The organism is Marinobacter sp. L-13 (genome assembly GCF_056857715.1).
This window is the reverse complement of record NZ_JBSXNQ010000068.1, coordinates 224,273-243,208: the sequence shown is the minus strand read 5'-3', so window position 1 is coordinate 243,208 and position 18,936 is coordinate 224,273. Positions and strand designations below refer to the sequence as shown.

Genomic DNA, 18,936 nt, shown 5'->3' with positions numbered 1-18,936 from the left:
CTTGCCTTTGCTATCCTGCAGCATGAATGTCCGGAGGTGCAGGCGTCTTACGACGCCTCGCTGAGCCCTTCCTGCATGATTTCGTCCACACTTTTTGCCAGCAGAGCAGCCCCTTTCTTGAGGTCTTCCTCGCTGGTTGTAAGCGGCATCAGGCACTTGATGACTTCATCATTCGGACCACTGGTCTCGATGATCAGGCCGTGCTCGAAGGCACGTTTGGTGATCGGGCCTGTGATGTCTGCGTGTTTTGCTTCAATACCACGCATCAAACCGCGCCCCTTCATTTTGAACTGACCGGGGTACTTGTCGCAAATCGACTGAAGGGCATCGCCCAGCACCTTGGTCTTGGCCTTCACCTCATTGGCAAAGGCATCGTCTTTCCAGTAGTTCTCGACAGCAGCGCGGGCAGTGATAAACGCCATGTTGTTGCCGCGGAAGGTACCGTTGTGCTCGCCCGGATCCCACACGTCCAGCTCCGGCTTGAACAGTACCAGGGCCATCGGCAGGCCATAGCCGCTGAGGGACTTGGAAACCGTTACGATGTCCGGCTTGATACCGGCAAATTCAAAGCTGAAGAACTCGCCGGTGCGGCCATTGCCCGCCTGGATATCATCCAGGATCAGCAGAATATCGTGCTTCTTGCACAGCTCCGACAGACCTTTCAGCCATTCCGCGCGACAGGCGTTCAGACCGCCTTCGCCCTGAACCGCTTCGACGATTACCGCCGCTGGCAGTTCAAAACCGGAGGAACCATCGCTCAGCAGTTTATCCATGATCGCCAGGGTATCGACATCGTCGCCCAGGTAGCCGTCATAGAACATGAAGTCGACATTGCCCAGGGGCGTGCCAACACCGCCGCGGTGATGCTTGTTACCCGTAGTGGCAACCGCGCCCATGGTCACGCCGTGGAAACCGTTGGTAAAGGAAATAATGCCGCTGCGGCCTTTCACCTTACGGGCCAGCTTCAGGGCCGCTTCCACACAGTTGGTGCCGGTGGGACCGGTGAACTGCATTTTGTAGTCCAGACCACGGGGATCCAGGATGTGCTTCTTGTAGGATTCCATGAAGTCGTGCTTGGCCGTGGTAAACATATCAAGGCCCTGGCTCACGCCGTCTGCCTCGATGTACTCAAGCAAAGCCTTCTTCAGGGTGTCGTTGTTGTGGCCGTAGTTCAGGGACCCGGCGCCGGCGAGAAAATCCAGGTATTCCTTGCCATCTTCAGTGTACAGGTGCGCGTTCTTGGCACGGTTGAAGATAACCGGAAACGCACGGCTGTATACACGTACTTCGGATTCAGTCGACTTGAAAATTTCCATCGTCTTGCCTCTTAGCATGTCAGGTTCGAGGTAGATGCGCGGTGGCTTATCAAAAACTGCTGATGGGGTAGCGATAGGCCTACCGTGCGTTGATTAAAGCCCTGTGACAGACCTACCTCAGTGGTCCGCCGGCTAATTCAAATCACAGCTTTACAGTCGTTCACAGCGCCGCAATCTTGTTGCAGGGCTGATCCAGGACCGCGGCCCTCAGGCTGGCTTCGTGAAAGGCCCTATGCGCAGCAAGAATTCGGAATCGTGCTTGCCGCCAAAGTGGGTCTCTTTCTCGAAATGCTCGTGGTAGGTGAGCTCGGCTCCCATATCACGGGCGAATGAACGGAACAGCGCCCATGAGGCCTCGTTGTCCTCGGTGATGGTTGTCTCCATATGGGTGACGTTCTTGCACGCATCACGGCCAACGATTTCTTTCAGCATCCGCTTGGCCAGGCCCTGTCCACGACCTTTCTCATGCACGGCCACCTGCCAGACAAACATGGTTTCGGGCTGTTGGGGAGGGATGTATCCGGAGATAAAGCCGACCAGATCGCCGTCCTTCTCCGCGGCCACGCCGGTTTCGGCAAAGTGGCTGCACTGCAACAGGTTGCAGTAAATCGAGTTGGGGTCCAGCGGCGGGCACTCTGCCACCAGCTGGTGGAGCCTGAAGCCATCATCTTTCACCGGTGTGCGAAGCGTGATGGCGGTGGTATTCGATCCTTCTGATGTCATAACGAGATCAATTCGTGGCAAAAAGTTAGTGTTGAATTATATAGACCACAAAATATATTTCAAGTACAGCTCAAACCCGCCTACGGCAAGGCTCCAGCTCACTCTTTCAGAATAGACCGGATTGAAGCATTCGCCAGTGACAAAATGGTTAAATTAGTGAAGGAAAAATCACATCATCGGCACTCAGTGAGGTGCCTTTCAGAATTCGGTTCCGATAGGACACAGCGGCAGGCGAGCCGACCGGCCACAACCGGTCAAACTCCGGCAACCAGGCCTCAAGTGCATAGGATACAGGCAGCAGAGACACATGCAGCCCATGCCGCTCAATTCCGGCAACCGGCTCAATGACGGGGCTGGACAGACCAATCCGGGTGATCAGCCCACGCGGGTCTGATTGCAGATTCCCCATGCCTGCGGAGCCATTGTTCACTACCACCCGATTCTGCTCACCCACCAACCCCGACCAGAGCACCGGCAGGCACGTGTGGGTTGAGGCAATGACATCGGCCCCCGACGCCAGGAACCATTGCGAGAGCTTGCCATCGTTACCCTCGACAAAAGCTTCGTGAGCCAACCCCCATCCGGCCAGGGACTCCAGATCCCCGTGCACCACCAAAACCTTTAGGCCTCCAAAGATCAGGCATCGATACCGCGGCAGCAAGGACAAGCGACGCTGGATATCCGGATGTTCCCCGGCAATCCCCTGAAGCCGCTCCATGATAAGGTTCGACCGCTCCACTACGCCCTGATCGACAAAATCCGGGTAGGCGCAACCGCATCCGGCACCGGCACTGGGATTCGCCAGCTCGAAATCCACATTCCCGAGACTGACCGTGTGATCCAACACCCGGTTATTGATGGTTCGGAACAGGCGATCGCTGGCGTTGAACCAGTTGAAGTCACCATTGAACACCAGCTTCACCCGGTGCCCCTGACGCTCCTCCGCCAGCGCCATCTGCTCGATTTCATCGAGGGCCCAGGGATTCCCGTAAAGCCCTCCAATGATATACAGCACGTCCTCGGAAACCGTGCGGGGATCCTCGCAAAGCGATTCGGCAGAGTACCGGTACGCCAACGGACAGCTGCGGCCTTCGCTCATCGGCTCAGGCCTCCCCCGCCGCCAGTGACCGTCCGGCAAGACGACGAAGCACTAAAGGCGTAAAGAAGCCAGCCGTGCAGATCAGGAAGCCATAGGCGTTCACGCCCAGCAACATGGCGTATTTGCCATCGCCAATGGCCCAGCTTGCTGGAATCAGCCCAACCGCAAGCAAGACCCCGAGCCCCAGGCCGGTCCAGAAACTCAGATGGAAACTCCACGGCGACCACTTGGTGAAACCGTAGAACAGGAACACCGGCGCCAGCCCCATGACCATCGTCCCGGAGATGGTCGTGGCCTTGAGGATATCGGTGCCGGCGAACATCGGCAGGTTGCCCAGGAAGGCAAAGATCACCATCACGACCGCACCCACCCGCATGCTCGGCAGCTTGTCAGAGGCACGTTGCGCCAGCCTGGGCAGATCTACCGCCAGCGACTTGGCCAGCGACGTGAAAGTGGAATCCAGGGTGGACCCCGCCGACGTCATCATGACCACGCTCATGAAGAACAACGCTGCCAGGCCCAGAGACTGGCCCACGGCAGCAGGCGCGTTGCCCATGGCCTCAATGCCGTTAAGACGGGCGTGAACACCCACCAGACTGAAGATAAACACCGCCACGAAGCCCAGTAGCCCGGCCACCACAAAGCTCTTCAGCATGGTCTTTTCCTTGTTCACAAAGCCCCGGTCGGTCAGCACCGGATCGTGGAACGGATAACTGAACAGCTGCAGCAAAGCCACCAACAGCAGGTCAAAACCGGCGTTGAGCCGGAACTCACCATTGGTCAGCAAGGCGCTGGTATCGTTGGCCGGAATGATCAGGAACAGCACCGCTCCCACAAAGAACACAAACACGAAAGCCTGAATCACATCGGTGAAAATCGAAGACCGCAGCCCACCCTTCAGGCTGTAGGCCAGAGTAAACACCGTAAACAGCATCGCCGCCGCGTAATACTCCCACTCACCGGGCAACCCGAAATAACCGCCCACCACCGCCGTATTACTCCAGACTTCGTTATAAAGCCGGATCAGAATCGCCGCCGCAAACGCCAGACTGGCCAGCCGGCCAAAGCGGGAGGTCAGAAAATCCTGCAGACTCCGCGCCCCGGTCTGGGTTCGGATCAGGTAAATCACATACCCCGCCACAGGAATCGACAGCCAGTAACTGGCATAGGCCAGACCGCCCACCACGCCATAAGCCGCACCCAGGTTCGCCGCATTGGTCACCGACTTGGCAAAGATCCAGCTGATAAAAATACTGGCCGTAAGCGACCACTGCCCCACCGGGTTACCCTGGTCATCGGCGCCTTTATAAAAAGAATTCGCGTTCTTGCTCCTGGGCGACAGCCAATACATCACCACGCCGTAGACCAGCAGGAATCCCCAGAACAGGGAGGCCTCTGTGAAGTTCATGTTTTCTTACCTTGTTCTTTGTCGTTTAATCCGGGGTTTTTCCCGGGTTTCTGGTTTGGGTGCCTTTCGGGACAGGCCGGTAGGGATTTCAAAAAAACGCCCGTGAACCCATCCATGGGGGGCTTGGTCGCGCCGTCCATGGCGCTCCACATTTTTTGAAATCCCTACCGGCCTGCCCCTTGTTCAACTTCCGTTCTGGTTTCCCCGGCGAAGGAGATAGCCAACAACCGAATAGCAAAGCCGTACCCGCGGTCTGGGTGGTGAGGTTATTTTCCCGCCAGGAAAAAGATGTCTGAGCGAAGCGAGTTGTTTTTCCCAAGGGAAAATAACGTCACCTCCCAGGCCGCCAATGACCAGCAATCAGTCCTGAGCGGCCCTACACCAGAATCAAGCCGGCGCCGAACAACTAGCCCCAAAGCGGTAACAGGAAAAACACCGGTGATGCCGCAACATAATGCGCTCATCCATACTCTCGGTCAGCGTCCCCCCCAGGTCATACTGCGGGTCATCGTCCACCAAAGTGCAGGCATACACCCGAACCTCATCGCCCTTCTTCACCAGCATCCGGGTATAGGTGCACATGAAATGAGAGCGAGCCTCCTTGGTCGGATACTTCTCCATGCAGGTCTCGGTAATCTCCGGGCTGCCGTCTTCCGAGCCTGGCGTACCCAGATCCGGAAATGCGGTGAATGCCAGGTTCTCCGGAATGCCCCACTCCCGGAAGATGTCACGGAACGCGGCTTCGACATCTGCCGGAATTTCCTCCGGATCGGTCTGGCGGGCAATGGACACCTTGAAGCCCTGATCGACCAGCCAGCGGATGCCCTGCAAGGCCTCATCAAAGCTGCCGTCACCGCGGTCCTTGTCGTGACGGGCCCTGTCCGGGAAGTCCAGGCTGACCCGGAAATGAATCGGGTAGGGGTTATCCAGCAAAGGCAGCACCTGATGCTGTCGCTTGTGCAGCGGCTCGGTGGCGTTGGTCAGCACGAAGCAGGGCCGGTGCTGGCTGGCGTAGTCCAGGATATTGACGAAGTCGCGGATCACAAAGGGCTCGCCACCAGTGAAGGAAAACTGCTCCACGCCCATGTCGATGGCTTCGTGGATAAACGGTTTTACGTCACTCAGTTTCATGCCCGGAATGCGGCCATCGCCGGGGTGCGATCCCTCCAGGCAAAACGGGCAGGCCAGGTTGCAGGCGGTGCCGGTGTGGATCCACAGCTCTTTGAGCTTGTCGGCATCGATGTAACCCCGGGGGTCGCCGTTGCGAGTGTGGGTCCAGCTATCACGGGCCCGGGGTTCCAGGACTTCAACGGCCGGAATTCGATTTTTCCGGGCCGGTCTGGCTTCAGTCAGGGGCATAGATGCTCCTCGGTGTATTCGTGTTTTTCCCACGGCGCCAGCCGTGCAGTTTCTCCAGCAGCTTCAGGATGCCTTCGGGGGCATGGGCACGCTTCCATTCGCCGGCAGCGTATTTCGCCGACTCGTTCCAGGTCGGGTACGGGTGAATGGTGCCCAGGATCTTGTTCAGGCCCAGGCCATGCTTCATGGCCAGGGTGAATTCGGCCAAGATTTCCCCGGCGTGGCTGCCAACCACCACGGCGCCCAGGATCTTGTCCTTGCCCGGCGGGGTCAGCACCTTGATAAAACCATGATCCTCATTCTCGGCAATGGCACGATCCAGATCATCCAGCCCGTAGCGGGTCACTTCGTAGGCCACGCCCTGCGCGGTTGCCTCGGCTTCACTGAGTCCCACCCGCGCCACTTCCGGCGAGGTAAAGGTCACCCAGGGCATTACGCGGTAGTCTACCTTGAAGCGCTTGAACTGCCCGAACAGACCGTTGACCGCCGCGTACCAGGCCTGATGGGCCGCCGCGTGGGTGAACTGGTATGGACCAGCCACATCGCCGCAGGCAAATACGTTCGGGTACCTCAGGCTCATGTCTTCCTCTACCGGTACGGTTCCGTTCGGCAGGGTATCCACACCAATCCGCTCCAGGTTCAGGCCGGCGGTGTTGGCCGCACGGCCAACAGCAACCAGAACCTGGTCGAAAGGAATGCGCACCCGCTCACCCGCGTGCTCGCAATAGGCAACTTTCTCTCCTTCCTCTATACGGAACTCGGCAGCAGCATGTTTCAGCCGGACATCCACACCGTCCGCCTGGAACTGCTTCAGAACCAGTTCGGAGACATCCTCATCCTCCTTGGCCAGCAGGCGTTCACCCATCTCCACCTGGGTCACCTTGCTGCCCAGTCGGGCAAAGGCATGGGCCAGTTCGGAGCCAATCGGACCACCGCCCAGCACCAACAGACGTTCCGGCTGCTCTTCCAGCTCCCACAGGTTGTCGGAGGTCAGCGGCTGCATGTCCTTGAGACCGGGGATCGGAGGTACGGCCGGCTTGCCGCCGGTGGCAACAACGATACTGCGGGCAGTCAGGCGCTCCGTGCGGCCATCGTTGTGCCGGACCTCAAGCTCCCAGGGCGACACGAAGCTGGCTTCACCGGCGATGCAATCAACACCCAGCTTTCGGTATCGCTCCGGGGAGTCGTGGGGCTCCACTTTGGCGATAACATCTTTGACTCGGTTCATAATGGTCTTGAACGAGCCTTTAACCGGCACGGACTCCAACCCGTACCGATTGGCATGGCGCAGGGTATCCGCGGCCTTGGCGCTGCGGATCAGGGCCTTGGAGGGTACGCAGCCGGTATTCAGGCAATCGCCACCCATCTTGTGCTTCTCTATGAGAGCCACCCTGGCTTTCACGGCTGCGGCAATGTAGGCGGAGACCAGACCGGCAGAGCCACCGCCTATGACCAGCAGGTTGTAATCGAAATGTTCGGGCTTCTGCCAGCCGGCGTACACTTTGCGGCGGCGGATAAAGCCCACCACAAATTTGGCAATCAGCGGGAACAGACCCAGTAGCGCGAAGGAGAGCAGTAGATCGGCCGAGACGATGTCGCCGGTGGACTGGATCTGGCCCAACTGGGTACCCGCATTCACATAAACAAAGGTGCCGGGCAACATGGCGATCCAGCTTACCAGCGCATAGGTGCGCAGCTTCATGGCCGTCAGGCCCATGGCCAGGTTGATCAGGAAGAAGGGAAATACCGGCACAAGCCGCAGGGTTGCAAGGTAGAAGGCGCCGTCTTTTTCAATGCCGCGATCCATCTTCGCCACGGTTTCGCCATACCGTTTTCGAAGCGTGTCTCGCATCAGGAACCGCGCCACCAGGAAAGCAAGCGACGCACCGATAGTTGAAGCAACGGAGACGGCTGCCAGACCGTAGAGATTGCCGAAAAACGCACCACCAGCCAGAGTCATGATGGTAGCGCCTGGCAGAGAAAGCGCTGTTACCACGACATAAACAACAACGAAGCCCAGCACCGCAACCAACAGATTATGATCGATCCAGTTACCGAGGGACTGTTGGTTTTGCTTCAGGTTCTCGAGAGTCAGAAGCTCGCTACCACCACTGGCAATAAACCCGACAACCACAGCCGCAATCAACGCGACCAGAATCCATTTCTTGAGTGTCATGAAATAATCCTTTCTACCTTGAACGTGATAACGAAGAGACACCCCAATCCCGGAAGTGTTACATCAAACCTTGGGCTCAGTGTTCGTTACCGGCTTACCGTTGTTGTACGTCGTTCGGCAACGCATTGTGTCAACGATTGCTCATGAATATCTAACAATTTGATTACACCGCCTACCGAATACGCCGGGAACTTATCGACCGATTTCCAAACTTACTGCTATTCTTGAACAATTGCTCATAAAAGGGAACGGTCATGACTGACTCAAGTCGGGAAAAGGAGATAGAACTGATTCAGGGCTTGAAAACGGGTGATAATGACTCTTTTCAGGAAGCAGTACGTGCCTACACCCCCGGCATGTTAGCAGTCGCCCGGTTCTATCTGGATCATTCCAGTGCAGAAGAAGCCGTTCAGGATTGCTGGGTTAAAGTTATTGATGCGATCCATGGCTTTGAAGGTCGTTCAGGTTTAAAAACCTGGTTGCACCGGGTTGTTGCCAACCGTTGCAAGAATCAGCTTCGATCGGCCAACAGGGAAGTCCCAACAGACTTTTCGGACATCCTGGAGCCAGAACTGGCCCATCGTTTTAACGCCAAAGGACGCTGGGAGTTGCCACCCAAACTTCAATTCCATGAATCCGCCGACACCCTGATGGAGAACGGCGCCCTCAGCGATTGCCTCGACAAACACCTCTCCTCCCTTCCGGAAACCCAGCGCTCGGCGCTGATGCTCTACGAAGCCCACCAGCATAAATCCGATGACGTCTGTAACATTCTTGACGTCAGTGCCTCTAATCTTCGTGTTCTTTTGCATCGAGCGAGGCAAAAGATCTTTCTGATGGTGGAGAATTTCCAGGAGACCGGCGAATGCTGATGTGCAGGGATCTCGCGGTAATTGCCAGCGACTATATTGATGGCGAGCTGCCTGTTCTCCAGAACATGTCAGTCAAAATGCACCTGATGATGTGCAAGGACTGCCGGACCTTTATCGGCAATCTGCGGGCAAGCACCGACATGTTAAAAGCACATTCCTCTGGCGAGGCAGACGAGGAGCTTATCCGCAAGATTGACGAACGGGTGGCCGAGGCGCTAAAAGAGGGTCCCCGCGATTCCACAAACCGAGGCCCGAAATGATCAAAGTCAGTGTGATGTATCCGAAAACCGCAGAAAGCACCTTTGACCTTGCCTACTACCGAGACACGCACATGGCGTTGGTCCGCGACAGGCTGGGCGATGCCTGCAAGCGCACAGCCATCGAATCCGGGTTGGCCGGCGGCGCCCCGGGAGAGGGCCCCACTTACATTGCCATGGGCCACATGTATTTTGACTCTGTTGCCGATTTCCAGACCGCCTTCGGCCCCCATGCCAAGGAAATTCTTGGCGACATCCCGAACTTCACCAACGTTCAGCCAACGGTCCAGATCAGCGACGTTATCGAATAATCCTTCAGGTCGGACTCACAAACCGGACATCAAGGATCTCCCATGGTCAGCAATCTCCCTCCCGAAAGAAAAGGCGCCATCACCGCTGCTCTGGCAGGCGGCTGGGTCGCAGACGCAGCCAGCCTGGGTTTGCACTGGCTCTACAACAGCGAGCGCATTCTGGAGGTGGGTGGACAGTCGCCCGAATTCCTGCCTCCACGAGCCGAGTACTACACAAAGGGATTCGGTTACTTCGCTCACGAGGGGAAACAGGTTGGCGATGTGAGTCACTACGGCGCAGCCACCGGCGTGCTGACCGACAGCTTACTGGCCACCAACGGCAATCTGGACATCCGCGATTACCAGCGCCGGTTTCGTTCGTTCTTTGGGCCCGGTGGCCAGTGGCGGGGATTCATCGATAACCCGACACGGATCACGCTGGAGAATTTCAATGCGATCGAGCGCAAGGCGGTCGAGGAGGCGCAGTCCGGCATGCCGGATGATCTTTCCGACAAACAGAAGCGGATTCTGGTGCAGAAGGTCATGCCCTACACCCGCCGTCTGAGCGGCAGCGCGCTTGCGCAGCCGGTGCGGGAGGCCATCAGCCTGACGTACAAGGAAAAGGCCATTCAGGACGCCGGCGTTCATCTGGCGGAAACCATCGACCGCAATCTGGTACCGGCGAGTGGCGCCGACGACATGCAGTTGCCTGCGGTGTCCAAGCTGCCGCCACTCGTTGCCGCCCATAGCGGAAGCACAAACCTCCTGGACGTTGTTGAAGCAGCCGTGCGGGTTACCAATCACAACGACGAGGCCGTTGCCTGGGCAAAGTGTGCAGCGGTGCTTCTGGACGGGCTATTCAGGGGCGAGCCTCTTGCCAAGGCAATGAATTCGGCCATCGACGAAGCACCCGATCAGGCGTCCCTCAAACGGGCACTTGAGAGCTCGGAACTGAACGGCGTTGCTGCCGGTGACACGTTTGGCCGCACCTGTTACCTGCAGGAAGCCATGCCGGTCAGCTTTCACATTCTGAACACGGCCCGGAGCTACACCGAAGCCATCCGCGCCAACATTCATTGTGGTGGTGACTCCTGCGGTCGAGCCTGGCTGATTGGCCCGGCCATGGCCGCCATGCACGGTGTTGGCGGTGAGAACGGCATTCCTCTGAGCTGGCTCGCCAGGGTAACGGATGCTGCGACCGTCTATCAGGATATCGAGTCGCTTGTGGGAAATTGAGAATCTGCAGCGGGCATCAGACCCTTCCATCCAGCTGCAGCCAGCGAGCCAGACGGGAATGTGGGCGATGCCGCAGGTAAAGGGGCAACGTGCTCATGACCAGCAATACCGTAGCTGCCGCTATAACGGTCAGGGTGGGGTTAAGCTCGAGGGTATGCCCCAACCCGGCAAACACAAAGGTCATGGGTAACATTCCAATAACCGTTGCCAAGGCGTAACGCCAAAGGTGTATCGCCGTCACTCCGGCGGCATAGCTGATCAGGGCGAAGGAGAACACCGGGATTAACCGGGTGAGGAGGACTGCAATAAACAGGAACCGCTGTGACCCTCTGGCCGAGAATACCGGGTTGTTTTCGAGCTTCTGCTGAACAGCATCGCGACCAAGCACTCGCGCCAGATAAAAGGCAATCAGCGAACCCGCCAGTGCACCGGCTACCGCGATTGCCGTTCCGTTGAACATTCCGTAAACCAGGCCGGACGCCGCACTGATCGGCAACGTGGGTATTGGCCCGACCACGACAGCAAGAACCATCAGGAGCATCAGTAATACCGGCCCAAGAGTCCCCTGACTGGCAAACCAGTCGGACAGCACCGTTGGTGCAAAGCTGGCAGGCATGCCCAGTTGCCGCAGCAGAAGCCAGATCATGGCCATCAAAAACGCGACAATGGCAAGAAAGGAGAGACGGAAAACCAGCGGCGATCGGGTCATCCGGCTATTCTACCCGCTCATCAGGTAACAGGAAGCACAGCCGGTGCCTCGATAAAATAAAAAGGGCCGGATGTCTTACCAACATCCGGCCCTTGGGCACGCTCTCTCAAGCGTAATCTGCGATCAATTTCGTGATACTTCGATTAACGCCAGCCCACACGGTCGAAGATCTTCACCGCTTCCGGATTGTTGGTGCCCAGTACGCTCACATTGATGTCATCAATGTTCAGGTTGCCCCAGGAATCCAGCACCGGATTCTTCAGTACACCGTCTACCGCCGGGAACTCGTGATTGCTCTCAGCGAAGATCTGCTGGGCGGTATCGGAGGACAGGAACTCCAGGAACCGGACAGCGTTGTCGCGGTTAGGCGCGGTAGCCACCACACCCGCACCACCGATGTTGGCGTGAACACCACGGCCATCCTGGTTCGGGAAGATAATGCCAACCTCCCGGGCCACTTCACGGTCTGCAACATCATCAGAGTTCAGCAGGCGCGCGTAGTAGTAATGGTTGCCAACCGCCAGGTTGCATTCACCGGCAGCCACAGCACGGATCTGATCGGTGTCGCCACCCTGGGGATCACGGGCCATGTTATTGACTACGCCCTGCGCCCACTCCTCAGCGCCTTCTTCGCCGTGGTACTCAACGAGGCTGGCCAGCAATGACTGGTTGTAGATGTTGCTGGAGGACCGGATGCAGATCTCGCCCTTGAATTCCGGGTTGGCCAGGTCCTCGTACTGACTGATCCGGGAAGGATCAAAGTCTGAACGATCGTAGTAGATCACGCGCAGACGCTGACTGAAGCCGAACCAATGCCCTTCCGGATGACGCAGGGAATCCGGCAGACGGCTGTTCAGAACTTCCGAATCCACCGGCTGGAAGATGCCTTCCTGGTCGGCTCGCCAGAGGTTACCCGCGTCAACGGTAATCAGGATATCGGCCGGGCTGGCGACACCTTCTCGCTGGATTCGCTGGATCAACGCATCGGACTTCCCCTCAATCAGGTTGACCTTGATGCCGGTCTCCTCGGTGAAGGCGTTATAAATTGCCTGGTCCGAATCGTAGTGCCGCGCAGAGTACAGGTTGACTTCACTCGCGGAGACACTCGTTGCTGCCAGTGTTGTTGCCAGGGCAGCGGCTGCCAACTTCGCTTTATGAGATACCACGGGATCTCTCCTTGGTTGCTAATTACTATTGCAGGTGAAAACGATTAGTATTTAGATGCGATTTAAACGAACCCGGGCATAGAAGTCAATAAATAGGAATCAGTCGCTTTTACGTATTCAATACACAATCAGACGCAACAAGCTTACAATTGCACCTCCACTGGAGTTTGAACCGGGAGGCTGGATCGGCACCATGAGCATTTATCAGGAAAGCCCAACCTACAGCGACCAACTCGAGAACGGCCTGTCGGGCCCGTCATTGATGCTTGACCGCGTGCATTGCCAATTCCATGGCGATAGCGTTGTCAAAGACATCAACCTGCATCTGGAAGCAGGCGAGGTTGTCTGCCTCCTCGGCCCTTCTGGCTGCGGCAAAACAACGCTGCTGCGTATCGCTGCAGGCCTCCAGACGCCGTCCCGCGGCAAAGTCTTTCTCGGCAGCTCCCTGGTTTCGGCACCCGGTGGCGTGCAGGTACCCCCGGAAAAGCGGAATGTGGGCCTGGCATTCCAGGAATCTGCACTCTTCCCCCATCTGACGGTGCTGGAGAACGTCTGCTTCGGCATCAGCTCCATGCCGAAAAAGCAGCAACGTACGCGCGCACTCGAACTGTTGGGGCGCCTGGGCATGGCCGATGCCGCCAATGTTTACCCACATACCCTCTCAGGTGGTCAGCAGCAGCGGGTAGCCCTGGCCAGGGCCCTTGCTCCGTCGCCACGGGTCATGCTGCTGGACGAACCATTCTCCAGCCTCGACGCCCGGCTGCGCGACCAGATTCGGGACGATACACTGCATGTGCTGAAAGAGCTGAACACGGCCACTCTTCTGGTTACTCATGACCCGGAGGAAGCCATGTTCATGGCAGATCGGATCGCACTGATGCGAGACGGAGAGATCGTGCAAACGGGAACTCCTACAGACCTTTACTGCAATCCTGCCGAGCCGTTCGTGGTCAACTTTTTCGGGCAGGTGAACGAACATCGCGGCGTTGTCCACAACGGCGTGGTGACAACGCCATTGGGCCACCTGGAAGCTAAAGGTTTTGAGGACGGCAGCAGCGCTAGAATTCTGATCCGTCCGGAGGCGGTCAAAGTCAGGCAACTTGAAGGACAGGCCGGTGATGACCGCACCAGCCATGTTCTGATGTCCCGACTGCTCGGCCCGACCAGTCTGTTGCATATTTGTGCTCACGGGCCGGACGGGCAGGAAATGCACCTGCATGCAAAAGTGCCCGGGGTGTTTCTGCCGGAAGAGGGACAGGCTGTCTCGCTTGAGCTGGATATGTCGCAGGTTTTTCTGTTCGCCGAGTAAACCGTGGCTACCCCGTTTTACTTCCCGGGCGGGACCGACGCATCGCCAGGCTCAGAATGACCACGGGAATGATCCCGACCACAACAATGGCGAGGGAGGACATGGCCGACTCGGCCAATCGCTCGTCAGAGGCCAGGCTGTAGGCACGGACCGCCAGGGTATCGAAGTTGAACGGCCGGAGTATGATGGTCGCCGGCAACTCCTTCATCACGTCCACAAACACCAGTATACCGGCCGCCAGCAGGCTACTGCGCATGATCGGCGTATGAACCTTGCGCAAGGTACCACCGGCGGTTTGACCGAGGGTTCGCGCAGCTGCGTCCATTGAGGGCGTAACCTTCCCCAGACTGGCCTCAACCGTATTGAAGGAGACGGCCAGGAATCTCACCGTGTAGGCGTAGATCAGGACAAAAGCGCTGCCACTGAGTACCAGACCCACCATGAAACCAAAGTTGTCACGAAGAAAGAGATTGAGCTTCTGATCCAGCCAGGCCAGCGGAATCATGATGCCCACGGCAATGACAGACCCTGGGATGGCATAGCCCATGGCCGCAATCCGGTTCGCACTCCGGACCCAGGAGCTGGGATTCAGCCGTGCGCCGTAACTCAGCATTACAGCAAGCGTAACGGCAACCAGCGCCGCGCTTGAGGCGAGTATCAGACTGTTGAACGCGAATTCCAGAAAACGCGTCCCGAAAAGGCTGTCGCCGGTCGTAATCGCCATTTCCAGCAGAATCAGGGCCGGAACAATAAAACCAATAAGAACAGGCAGGAAACACACTGCAAAGGCGAGCGCAGCCTGACCTGAATTCAGCGAATACTCGGGCAATGCCTGGTACCGTGCCGAGGTATGGTATTGCTTGCCACCGCGGGAAACGCGTTCCAGAACAACAACAAGAACCACGAACACCAGCAGGCAGGCTGCGAGCTGAGCCGCTGCAACCGGCTCACCCAGGCCAAACCAGGTCCGGTAGATTCCGGTGGTGAAGGTATCGACGCCAAAGAACTGGACTGCCCCGAACTCGTTCAGTGTTTCCATCAGGACCAGCGAAACGCCGCCGATGATCCCAGGACGGGACAGCGGCAGAGCAATGCGTTTGAACATACGCCATGGCCCCAGGCCCAGAGTGCGGCCAACATCAAGTGCACTTACCGACTGCTCCATGAACGACGCCCGGGCAAGCAGGTACACGTAGGGGTAGAGCACCATGGTAATCAGCAGGGCAGCACCGCCCAGGGACCGGATATCCGGAAAGTAATAGTCGCCAAACTCCCAGCCGAACCAGTCGCGCAAGGCGCTTTGTAGTGGCCCCGCAAACTGCAGGAAATCCGTGTAAGCATAAGCAATAACGTAGGTTGGCACCGCCAGCGGCAGCAGAAGGGCCCACTCGAACAGCCGCCTGCCGGGAAACCGGCACATAACCACCAGCCAGGCGCAGGCAGTGCCAATCAGGGTGGTTCCTACAGCCACAGAGACACTGAGCACCACGGTGTTACTGAGGTATCTTCCAAGAACCGTGCTGACAAGGTGTTGCCAGACTTCACCGGACGGGAAAAACACATGGGCAAGGATGACCAGCACTGGCATCGCAACCAGCAGGGCGATCACGAGGGTGCTGACCGTCCAGGCATTGAAACGACGCGCGCGATGACTGGCGGCGCCGGTTCCGGGGCCAGCGCCAGCAAAACCGCTTGTCTGTGATGTCGTATGTTCAGCCATAAAGCCTATGAAGGGCTGGTAGGGACACGGAGTATAAGGGATACGATGGCGTTATGAAAAATAGCCACCCTGAAGGAGGGATATTGAAGCCTCGATCGGCCTGAGCGAGTGCCAGGGTGGGCGACCGAGGTCGCCGCACACCTCTGCTCAGCTGACGAGCCGGTTGACCTGCTCCACGAACGCTGTGGGCAGGGCATCAATCACCGGCCGGGCGTCTCCGCAAACATCCGGATGCGGGGCGTCAGGCTCTCTGGCCAGAACATTGGGGTTTTCCGACCAATGCAGCAGCTCCAGTGTGCCGTTCTCCTGCTCCACCAGCGCCGTGCAGTGTTCTACCCAATCGCCGTCATTGCAGTAAAGACCATCTTCGCTGCGCAGGAAGCCGGCGGAGTGGATGTGGCCGCAGATAAAACCGTCGTAGTTGCCCTTTTCCGCGACCGTCAGCGCCGCCAGTTCAAACCGCCGGATGAACGTGCGCGCCTTGCCGATTCTGCTCTTTACCCAGGCTGCCAGCGACCAGTAAGGCTTGCCCTTGAGCCGGCGCCAGGCGTTGAACCAGCGGTTCAGGCGGAGCAGGATACCGTGGGCACGGTCACCGACCAGAAGCATCAGCGGGCTGCAACGCACCACCTGGTCAAACTGGTCGCCGTGGCAGACCATGAAGCGTCGACCATCTGCGGTGGTGTGTATGGCCTTGTAGCGCAGCTCAATACCGGCAATGGTCTGGCCGCAGAACCGGCGCAGGAAATCGTCGTGGTTACCGGGCACATAGACCACCCGCGTTCCACTGGCAGCCAGCTCAATGAGTTTGTGAATGACGGCCCGATGGGAATCCGGGAAGTGAACCCGTCGCTGCATCGCAATCAGGTCGATGATATCGCCCACCAGATACAGAGTTTCGCAGCGGACCTGGTTCAGGAAATCCAGCAGATACTCGGCCTGGCAGTCAGCCGTGCCCAGGTGCACATCGGAAATGAAAACGCTCCGGTAGCTCCGCATCTTGCCTCCCGTCTTTCAACCATTCCGGATGCTGACACCTTGGCAAGACCGGGTGACGGGGACATGACAACAACAAGACACTTCTGTGACGTTCAGAAAGGAATCAGGGGGAGGGAACGATGGCTATCCGGTAACCGATTGGGTTACCGGAATATCACTGCTCGGTGTCTGAATCCGTTAGCGCAGGTCCGGATTCAGGGTGTAGGTACCCGTCACCCGGGCGCTGGCCAGTACGTGGCCTGCCATGGCTTCGCGCACATCGTTACCATCGAACTCGCCATCCAGGGCAAGGGTATCCACATCCAGTGCATGCACCTCGAAGTGGTAGTGATGGATGATCTCATCGTTCCAGGGCGGACAGGGACCATCGTACCCGGCGTAGGTGCCGTTCATGTCGGGATTGCCCGCCAGGAACTGGGTGTAATTGTTCACGCCGCGGATACCGATGGGGCCGGGCCCCGGCTCCTTGCCCTTGGGAATCACGCCATCGCTGTCTTCGCCTTCCGGAATCCGGGTGGTGCCGGCAGGCACATCAACCAGCAGCCAGTGGAAAAAATCGACCCTCGGGATGTCCCTGGAAACCGTCTTGCCTTCCTGGTTTACATCATCCGCAACGCTAGGCACGTCCGGATCAAACATCATCACCACGAAGCTTTTCGTGCCCTCGGGCGCACCGTCCCAGACAACTTCGGGGTTCCGGTTGGGACCGAAGCTCATGTGGTCATCTTCGCTGTATACCCCGAATGCGAACTTCTCGGGAATCGGCTGGCCTTCTTCGATGCCTTCAACCTGTAGTTTCACGGCGTTGCCTCCTGTCGTTTTTAGCCTTGGGCTCATTGACTGTGTCTGGGACAGTCTCATTCTGTGATAATACGTTTTTAACACAAAATCGATTGAACTGACCACGGAGCCCCGATGAGCCAACAGAAGCCCGGCAAGCCGCAACAACCCGCGAACCAGAAAGACGAGGATGCGGTTGCCTTCGCCCAGGGTATTTTCGAACTGGCCCGCAACGGCGGTGCCGGACCTCTGAGCGTGATGCTTGATGCCGGTGTCCCGGTGAACATGCGCACCAGCGAGGGCGAGACCCTGCTGATCCTGGCCAGCAAGCACGGCCACCCGGAAACGGTACGTCTTCTGCTGGAAAAAGGCGCCGATCGCGAAGCGAAGGACAGCAACGGCAATACCGCTCTGTCGCTGGCAAAAACCGACAGCGTAAAGCGCCTGTTCGAAGAATCCGGCCGGTAAGCCGGCATGTTCAACAAAGGCGAGATTATCCACCACACCCGGGATGCCCTGGGCAGCATTCTGGTGGTCGATTACCGCAAACACCGGGTGCTTACCTTCAATTCGGTGTTCGAGCAAAGCAAGATTGATCGCCGATTTCCCTATCTGCCAGTCCATGAGTACAACCGGGCCATGATGCTGCCGGCGGTCTTTGCCAACCCTCGCCACGTCACCATTCTGGGTCTGGGCGGCGGCGTGATGGCGGGCGCTTTTCACCATCTTTATCCCGAGTGTCGGATACACGCCGTCGAACTGCGCCAGGCGGTACTGGACACTGCCAGGGAATTTTTTGATCTGCCCGGCAGTGAGCGCCTTGAGGTAACCATTGCCGATGCCCGGGATGCCCTGGAAAAGCTGCCTGAGGCGAGCACGGATATGATTCTGGCCGATCTGTACAACGCAGACCGGATGAGCCCTGCACAGGCCCAGAAACAGTTTGTGGATGAGTGCGCCCGGGTGCTCACGGAGGACGGCTGGCTGGTGCTGAATTACCACCGGACTCCGGATGTCCAGGGGGCTTACTTCCGGCGGCTCAAGAGGCACTTTGCGGTGCTTCTTGGCTTTCGAAGCAAAAGTAACAACACCGTGGTTTATGCCAGCAAACAGCACTTCCAGTCGGTGCACCCGAAGGACCCGGTGCTGGAGGAACTGGAGAACCGGCTACCAATAGACTGGCGTCGATTGATGGCGAAAGTCAGCCGGATGGAGTGAGCTGGAAAATCGTCCCGGACTTGATCTGCGTCCTTGATGATTATTGGGGATGATCCATAGTTACTGGTATGGAATCCACTATGTTCGAAAGGAGTGCTGACCATGAGCGAGGAAGACTATAAAAAGCTGCATCCGGTACTGAGCGAGGTCACCAAGACCTACGTCGATCTGTATACCAACCGGCCGAATGAGGAAAACCGCGAAAAGCTGATAAAGCTTGAGGCCCTGCTGCACGAGAAGCTGGAAACCATTCAGAAAGCCAAGAACGAGCAGTAACAGGGCCCGACTGAGCCGGGCCC

General features: G+C 57.8%; 19 protein-coding genes. 8 read left to right on the top strand and 11 right to left on the bottom strand.

All coding sequences use genetic code 11. The annotated features are described in order from the left end of the window. Positions 1-47 precede the first annotated feature (47 nt). The 6 genes from ectB to AC13DD_RS20275 form a co-directional block, all read right to left on the bottom strand. Complete coding sequence (gene ectB, locus AC13DD_RS20300; RefSeq protein WP_008176887.1) at positions 48-1,316, bottom strand: diaminobutyrate--2-oxoglutarate transaminase; 1,269 nt, start codon at positions 1,314-1,316, stop codon at positions 48-50. Between the two features lie 207 nt (positions 1,317-1,523). Beyond that, positions 1,524-2,039 carry a diaminobutyrate acetyltransferase gene (gene ectA / locus AC13DD_RS20295; RefSeq protein WP_008176886.1) on the bottom strand — a complete coding sequence of 172 codons (516 nt, stop codon included), beginning with the start codon at positions 2,037-2,039 and terminating at the stop codon, positions 1,524-1,526. Between the two features lie 148 nt (positions 2,040-2,187). After that, a complete protein-coding gene (locus AC13DD_RS20290) occupies positions 2,188-3,138 on the bottom strand; it encodes a metallophosphoesterase family protein (RefSeq protein WP_008176885.1) in 951 nt (316 codons plus the stop codon). Between the two features lie 4 nt (positions 3,139-3,142). Continuing rightward, a complete protein-coding gene (locus AC13DD_RS20285; protein ID WP_014578974.1) occupies positions 3,143-4,546 on the bottom strand; it encodes a sodium:solute symporter family transporter in 1,404 nt (467 codons plus the stop codon). Positions 4,547-4,933: 387 nt separating this feature from the next. Continuing rightward, on the bottom strand, positions 4,934-5,905 hold the full coding sequence (locus tag AC13DD_RS20280) for a radical SAM protein (protein ID WP_339624145.1): 972 nt from the start codon (positions 5,903-5,905) through the stop codon (positions 4,934-4,936). Beyond that, positions 5,892-8,081 carry an FAD-dependent oxidoreductase gene (locus AC13DD_RS20275; RefSeq protein ID WP_273070969.1) on the bottom strand — a complete coding sequence of 730 codons (2,190 nt, stop codon included), beginning with the start codon at positions 8,079-8,081 and terminating at the stop codon, positions 5,892-5,894. The genes AC13DD_RS20280 and AC13DD_RS20275 overlap by 14 nt, the downstream gene beginning before the upstream one ends. Before the next feature lie 254 nt (positions 8,082-8,335). Here AC13DD_RS20275 and AC13DD_RS20270 point away from each other — a divergent pair, with 254 nt between their 5' ends. From AC13DD_RS20270 to AC13DD_RS20255, 4 genes are read left to right on the top strand one after another with little or no spacing between them, the layout of a single operon-like run. Then, positions 8,336-8,953, top strand: coding sequence for an RNA polymerase sigma factor (locus tag AC13DD_RS20270; RefSeq protein ID WP_008176878.1), 618 nt, complete (start codon positions 8,336-8,338; stop codon positions 8,951-8,953). Further along, positions 8,947-9,213 (top strand): zf-HC2 domain-containing protein, encoded by a 267-nt coding sequence (locus tag AC13DD_RS20265; RefSeq protein WP_008176876.1) that lies wholly within the window; start codon positions 8,947-8,949, stop codon positions 9,211-9,213. Before AC13DD_RS20270 ends, AC13DD_RS20265 begins: the two co-directional genes overlap by 7 nt. Continuing rightward, positions 9,210-9,521 (top strand): EthD family reductase, encoded by a 312-nt coding sequence (locus AC13DD_RS20260; RefSeq protein ID WP_008176874.1) that lies wholly within the window; start codon positions 9,210-9,212, stop codon positions 9,519-9,521. Before AC13DD_RS20265 ends, AC13DD_RS20260 begins: the two co-directional genes overlap by 4 nt. A gap of 42 nt (positions 9,522-9,563) precedes the next feature. Then, positions 9,564-10,736, top strand: coding sequence for an ADP-ribosylglycohydrolase family protein (locus tag AC13DD_RS20255; protein ID WP_008176872.1), 1,173 nt, complete (start codon positions 9,564-9,566; stop codon positions 10,734-10,736). Positions 10,737-10,752: 16 nt separating this feature from the next. Here the strand turns inward: AC13DD_RS20255 and AC13DD_RS20250 are convergent, their stop codons facing one another. Both AC13DD_RS20250 and AC13DD_RS20245 read right to left on the bottom strand, forming a co-directional pair. Then, positions 10,753-11,445, bottom strand: coding sequence for a TVP38/TMEM64 family protein (locus tag AC13DD_RS20250; protein ID WP_008176869.1), 693 nt, complete (start codon positions 11,443-11,445; stop codon positions 10,753-10,755). Between the two features lie 143 nt (positions 11,446-11,588). After that, complete coding sequence (locus AC13DD_RS20245) at positions 11,589-12,611, bottom strand: Fe(3+) ABC transporter substrate-binding protein (RefSeq protein WP_273070970.1); 1,023 nt, start codon at positions 12,609-12,611, stop codon at positions 11,589-11,591. Positions 12,612-12,804: 193 nt separating this feature from the next. On the opposite strand from AC13DD_RS20245, the gene AC13DD_RS20240 reads away from it, so the two are divergent. Continuing rightward, on the top strand, positions 12,805-13,920 hold the full coding sequence (locus AC13DD_RS20240; RefSeq protein WP_008176865.1) for an ABC transporter ATP-binding protein: 1,116 nt from the start codon (positions 12,805-12,807) through the stop codon (positions 13,918-13,920). 7 nt (positions 13,921-13,927) lie between these two features. Here AC13DD_RS20240 and AC13DD_RS20235 read toward each other — a convergent pair whose 3' ends face one another. The 3 genes from AC13DD_RS20235 to AC13DD_RS20225 form a co-directional block, all read right to left on the bottom strand. After that, complete coding sequence (locus AC13DD_RS20235; protein ID WP_104270409.1) at positions 13,928-15,640, bottom strand: ABC transporter permease; 1,713 nt, start codon at positions 15,638-15,640, stop codon at positions 13,928-13,930. Between the two features lie 147 nt (positions 15,641-15,787). Further along, positions 15,788-16,639, bottom strand: coding sequence for a UDP-2,3-diacylglucosamine diphosphatase (locus AC13DD_RS20230; RefSeq protein ID WP_482931654.1), 852 nt, complete (start codon positions 16,637-16,639; stop codon positions 15,788-15,790). A 177-nt stretch (positions 16,640-16,816) separates the two neighbouring features. Beyond that, entirely contained in the window at positions 16,817-17,440 is a 624-nt protein-coding gene (locus AC13DD_RS20225) for a YbhB/YbcL family Raf kinase inhibitor-like protein (RefSeq protein ID WP_008176858.1), read from the bottom strand. 114 nt (positions 17,441-17,554) lie between these two features. Here AC13DD_RS20225 and AC13DD_RS20220 point away from each other — a divergent pair, with 114 nt between their 5' ends. The 3 genes from AC13DD_RS20220 (at position 17,555) to AC13DD_RS20210 (ending at position 18,913) form a co-directional block, all read left to right on the top strand. After that, positions 17,555-17,887 (top strand): ankyrin repeat domain-containing protein, encoded by a 333-nt coding sequence (locus AC13DD_RS20220; RefSeq protein ID WP_008176856.1) that lies wholly within the window; start codon positions 17,555-17,557, stop codon positions 17,885-17,887. Between the two features lie 6 nt (positions 17,888-17,893). Then, positions 17,894-18,637 (top strand): spermidine synthase, encoded by a 744-nt coding sequence (locus AC13DD_RS20215; protein WP_219122437.1) that lies wholly within the window; start codon positions 17,894-17,896, stop codon positions 18,635-18,637. Between the two features lie 102 nt (positions 18,638-18,739). Further along, positions 18,740-18,913: a hypothetical protein gene (locus AC13DD_RS20210; RefSeq protein ID WP_227510501.1), complete on the top strand. Its 174-nt coding sequence runs from the start codon at positions 18,740-18,742 to the stop codon at positions 18,911-18,913. The last annotated feature ends 23 nt before the right edge of the window (positions 18,914-18,936 follow it).

Excerpts from the sequence above, each read along its gene's own strand:
- AC13DD_RS20230 (WP_482931654.1), bottom strand. The coding sequence starts at position 16,639 with ATGCGGAGCTACCGGAGCGTTTTCATTTCCGATGTGCACCTGGGCACG.
- AC13DD_RS20290 (WP_008176885.1), bottom strand. The coding sequence starts at position 3,138 with ATGAGCGAAGGCCGCAGCTGTCCGTTGGCGTACCGGTACTCTGCCGAA.
- AC13DD_RS20220 (WP_008176856.1), top strand. The coding sequence starts at position 17,555 with ATGAGCCAACAGAAGCCCGGCAAGCCGCAACAACCCGCGAACCAGAAA.
- AC13DD_RS20285 (WP_014578974.1), bottom strand. The coding sequence starts at position 4,546 with ATGAACTTCACAGAGGCCTCCCTGTTCTGGGGATTCCTGCTGGTCTAC.
- AC13DD_RS20235 (WP_104270409.1), bottom strand. The coding sequence starts at position 15,640 with ATGGCTGAACATACGACATCACAGACAAGCGGTTTTGCTGGCGCTGGC.
- AC13DD_RS20240 (WP_008176865.1), top strand. The coding sequence starts at position 12,805 with ATGAGCATTTATCAGGAAAGCCCAACCTACAGCGACCAACTCGAGAAC.
- AC13DD_RS20250 (WP_008176869.1), bottom strand. The coding sequence starts at position 11,445 with ATGACCCGATCGCCGCTGGTTTTCCGTCTCTCCTTTCTTGCCATTGTC.
- AC13DD_RS20270 (WP_008176878.1), top strand. The coding sequence starts at position 8,336 with ATGACTGACTCAAGTCGGGAAAAGGAGATAGAACTGATTCAGGGCTTG.
- ectB (WP_008176887.1), bottom strand. The coding sequence starts at position 1,316 with ATGGAAATTTTCAAGTCGACTGAATCCGAAGTACGTGTATACAGCCGT.
- AC13DD_RS20280 (WP_339624145.1), bottom strand. The coding sequence starts at position 5,905 with ATGCCCCTGACTGAAGCCAGACCGGCCCGGAAAAATCGAATTCCGGCC.
- AC13DD_RS20215 (WP_219122437.1), top strand. The coding sequence starts at position 17,894 with ATGTTCAACAAAGGCGAGATTATCCACCACACCCGGGATGCCCTGGGC.
- AC13DD_RS20275 (WP_273070969.1), bottom strand. The coding sequence starts at position 8,081 with ATGACACTCAAGAAATGGATTCTGGTCGCGTTGATTGCGGCTGTGGTT.
- AC13DD_RS20260 (WP_008176874.1), top strand. The coding sequence starts at position 9,210 with ATGATCAAAGTCAGTGTGATGTATCCGAAAACCGCAGAAAGCACCTTT.
- AC13DD_RS20210 (WP_227510501.1), top strand. The coding sequence starts at position 18,740 with ATGAGCGAGGAAGACTATAAAAAGCTGCATCCGGTACTGAGCGAGGTC.
- AC13DD_RS20265 (WP_008176876.1), top strand. The coding sequence starts at position 8,947 with ATGCTGATGTGCAGGGATCTCGCGGTAATTGCCAGCGACTATATTGAT.
- ectA (WP_008176886.1), bottom strand. The coding sequence starts at position 2,039 with ATGACATCAGAAGGATCGAATACCACCGCCATCACGCTTCGCACACCG.
- AC13DD_RS20255 (WP_008176872.1), top strand. The coding sequence starts at position 9,564 with ATGGTCAGCAATCTCCCTCCCGAAAGAAAAGGCGCCATCACCGCTGCT.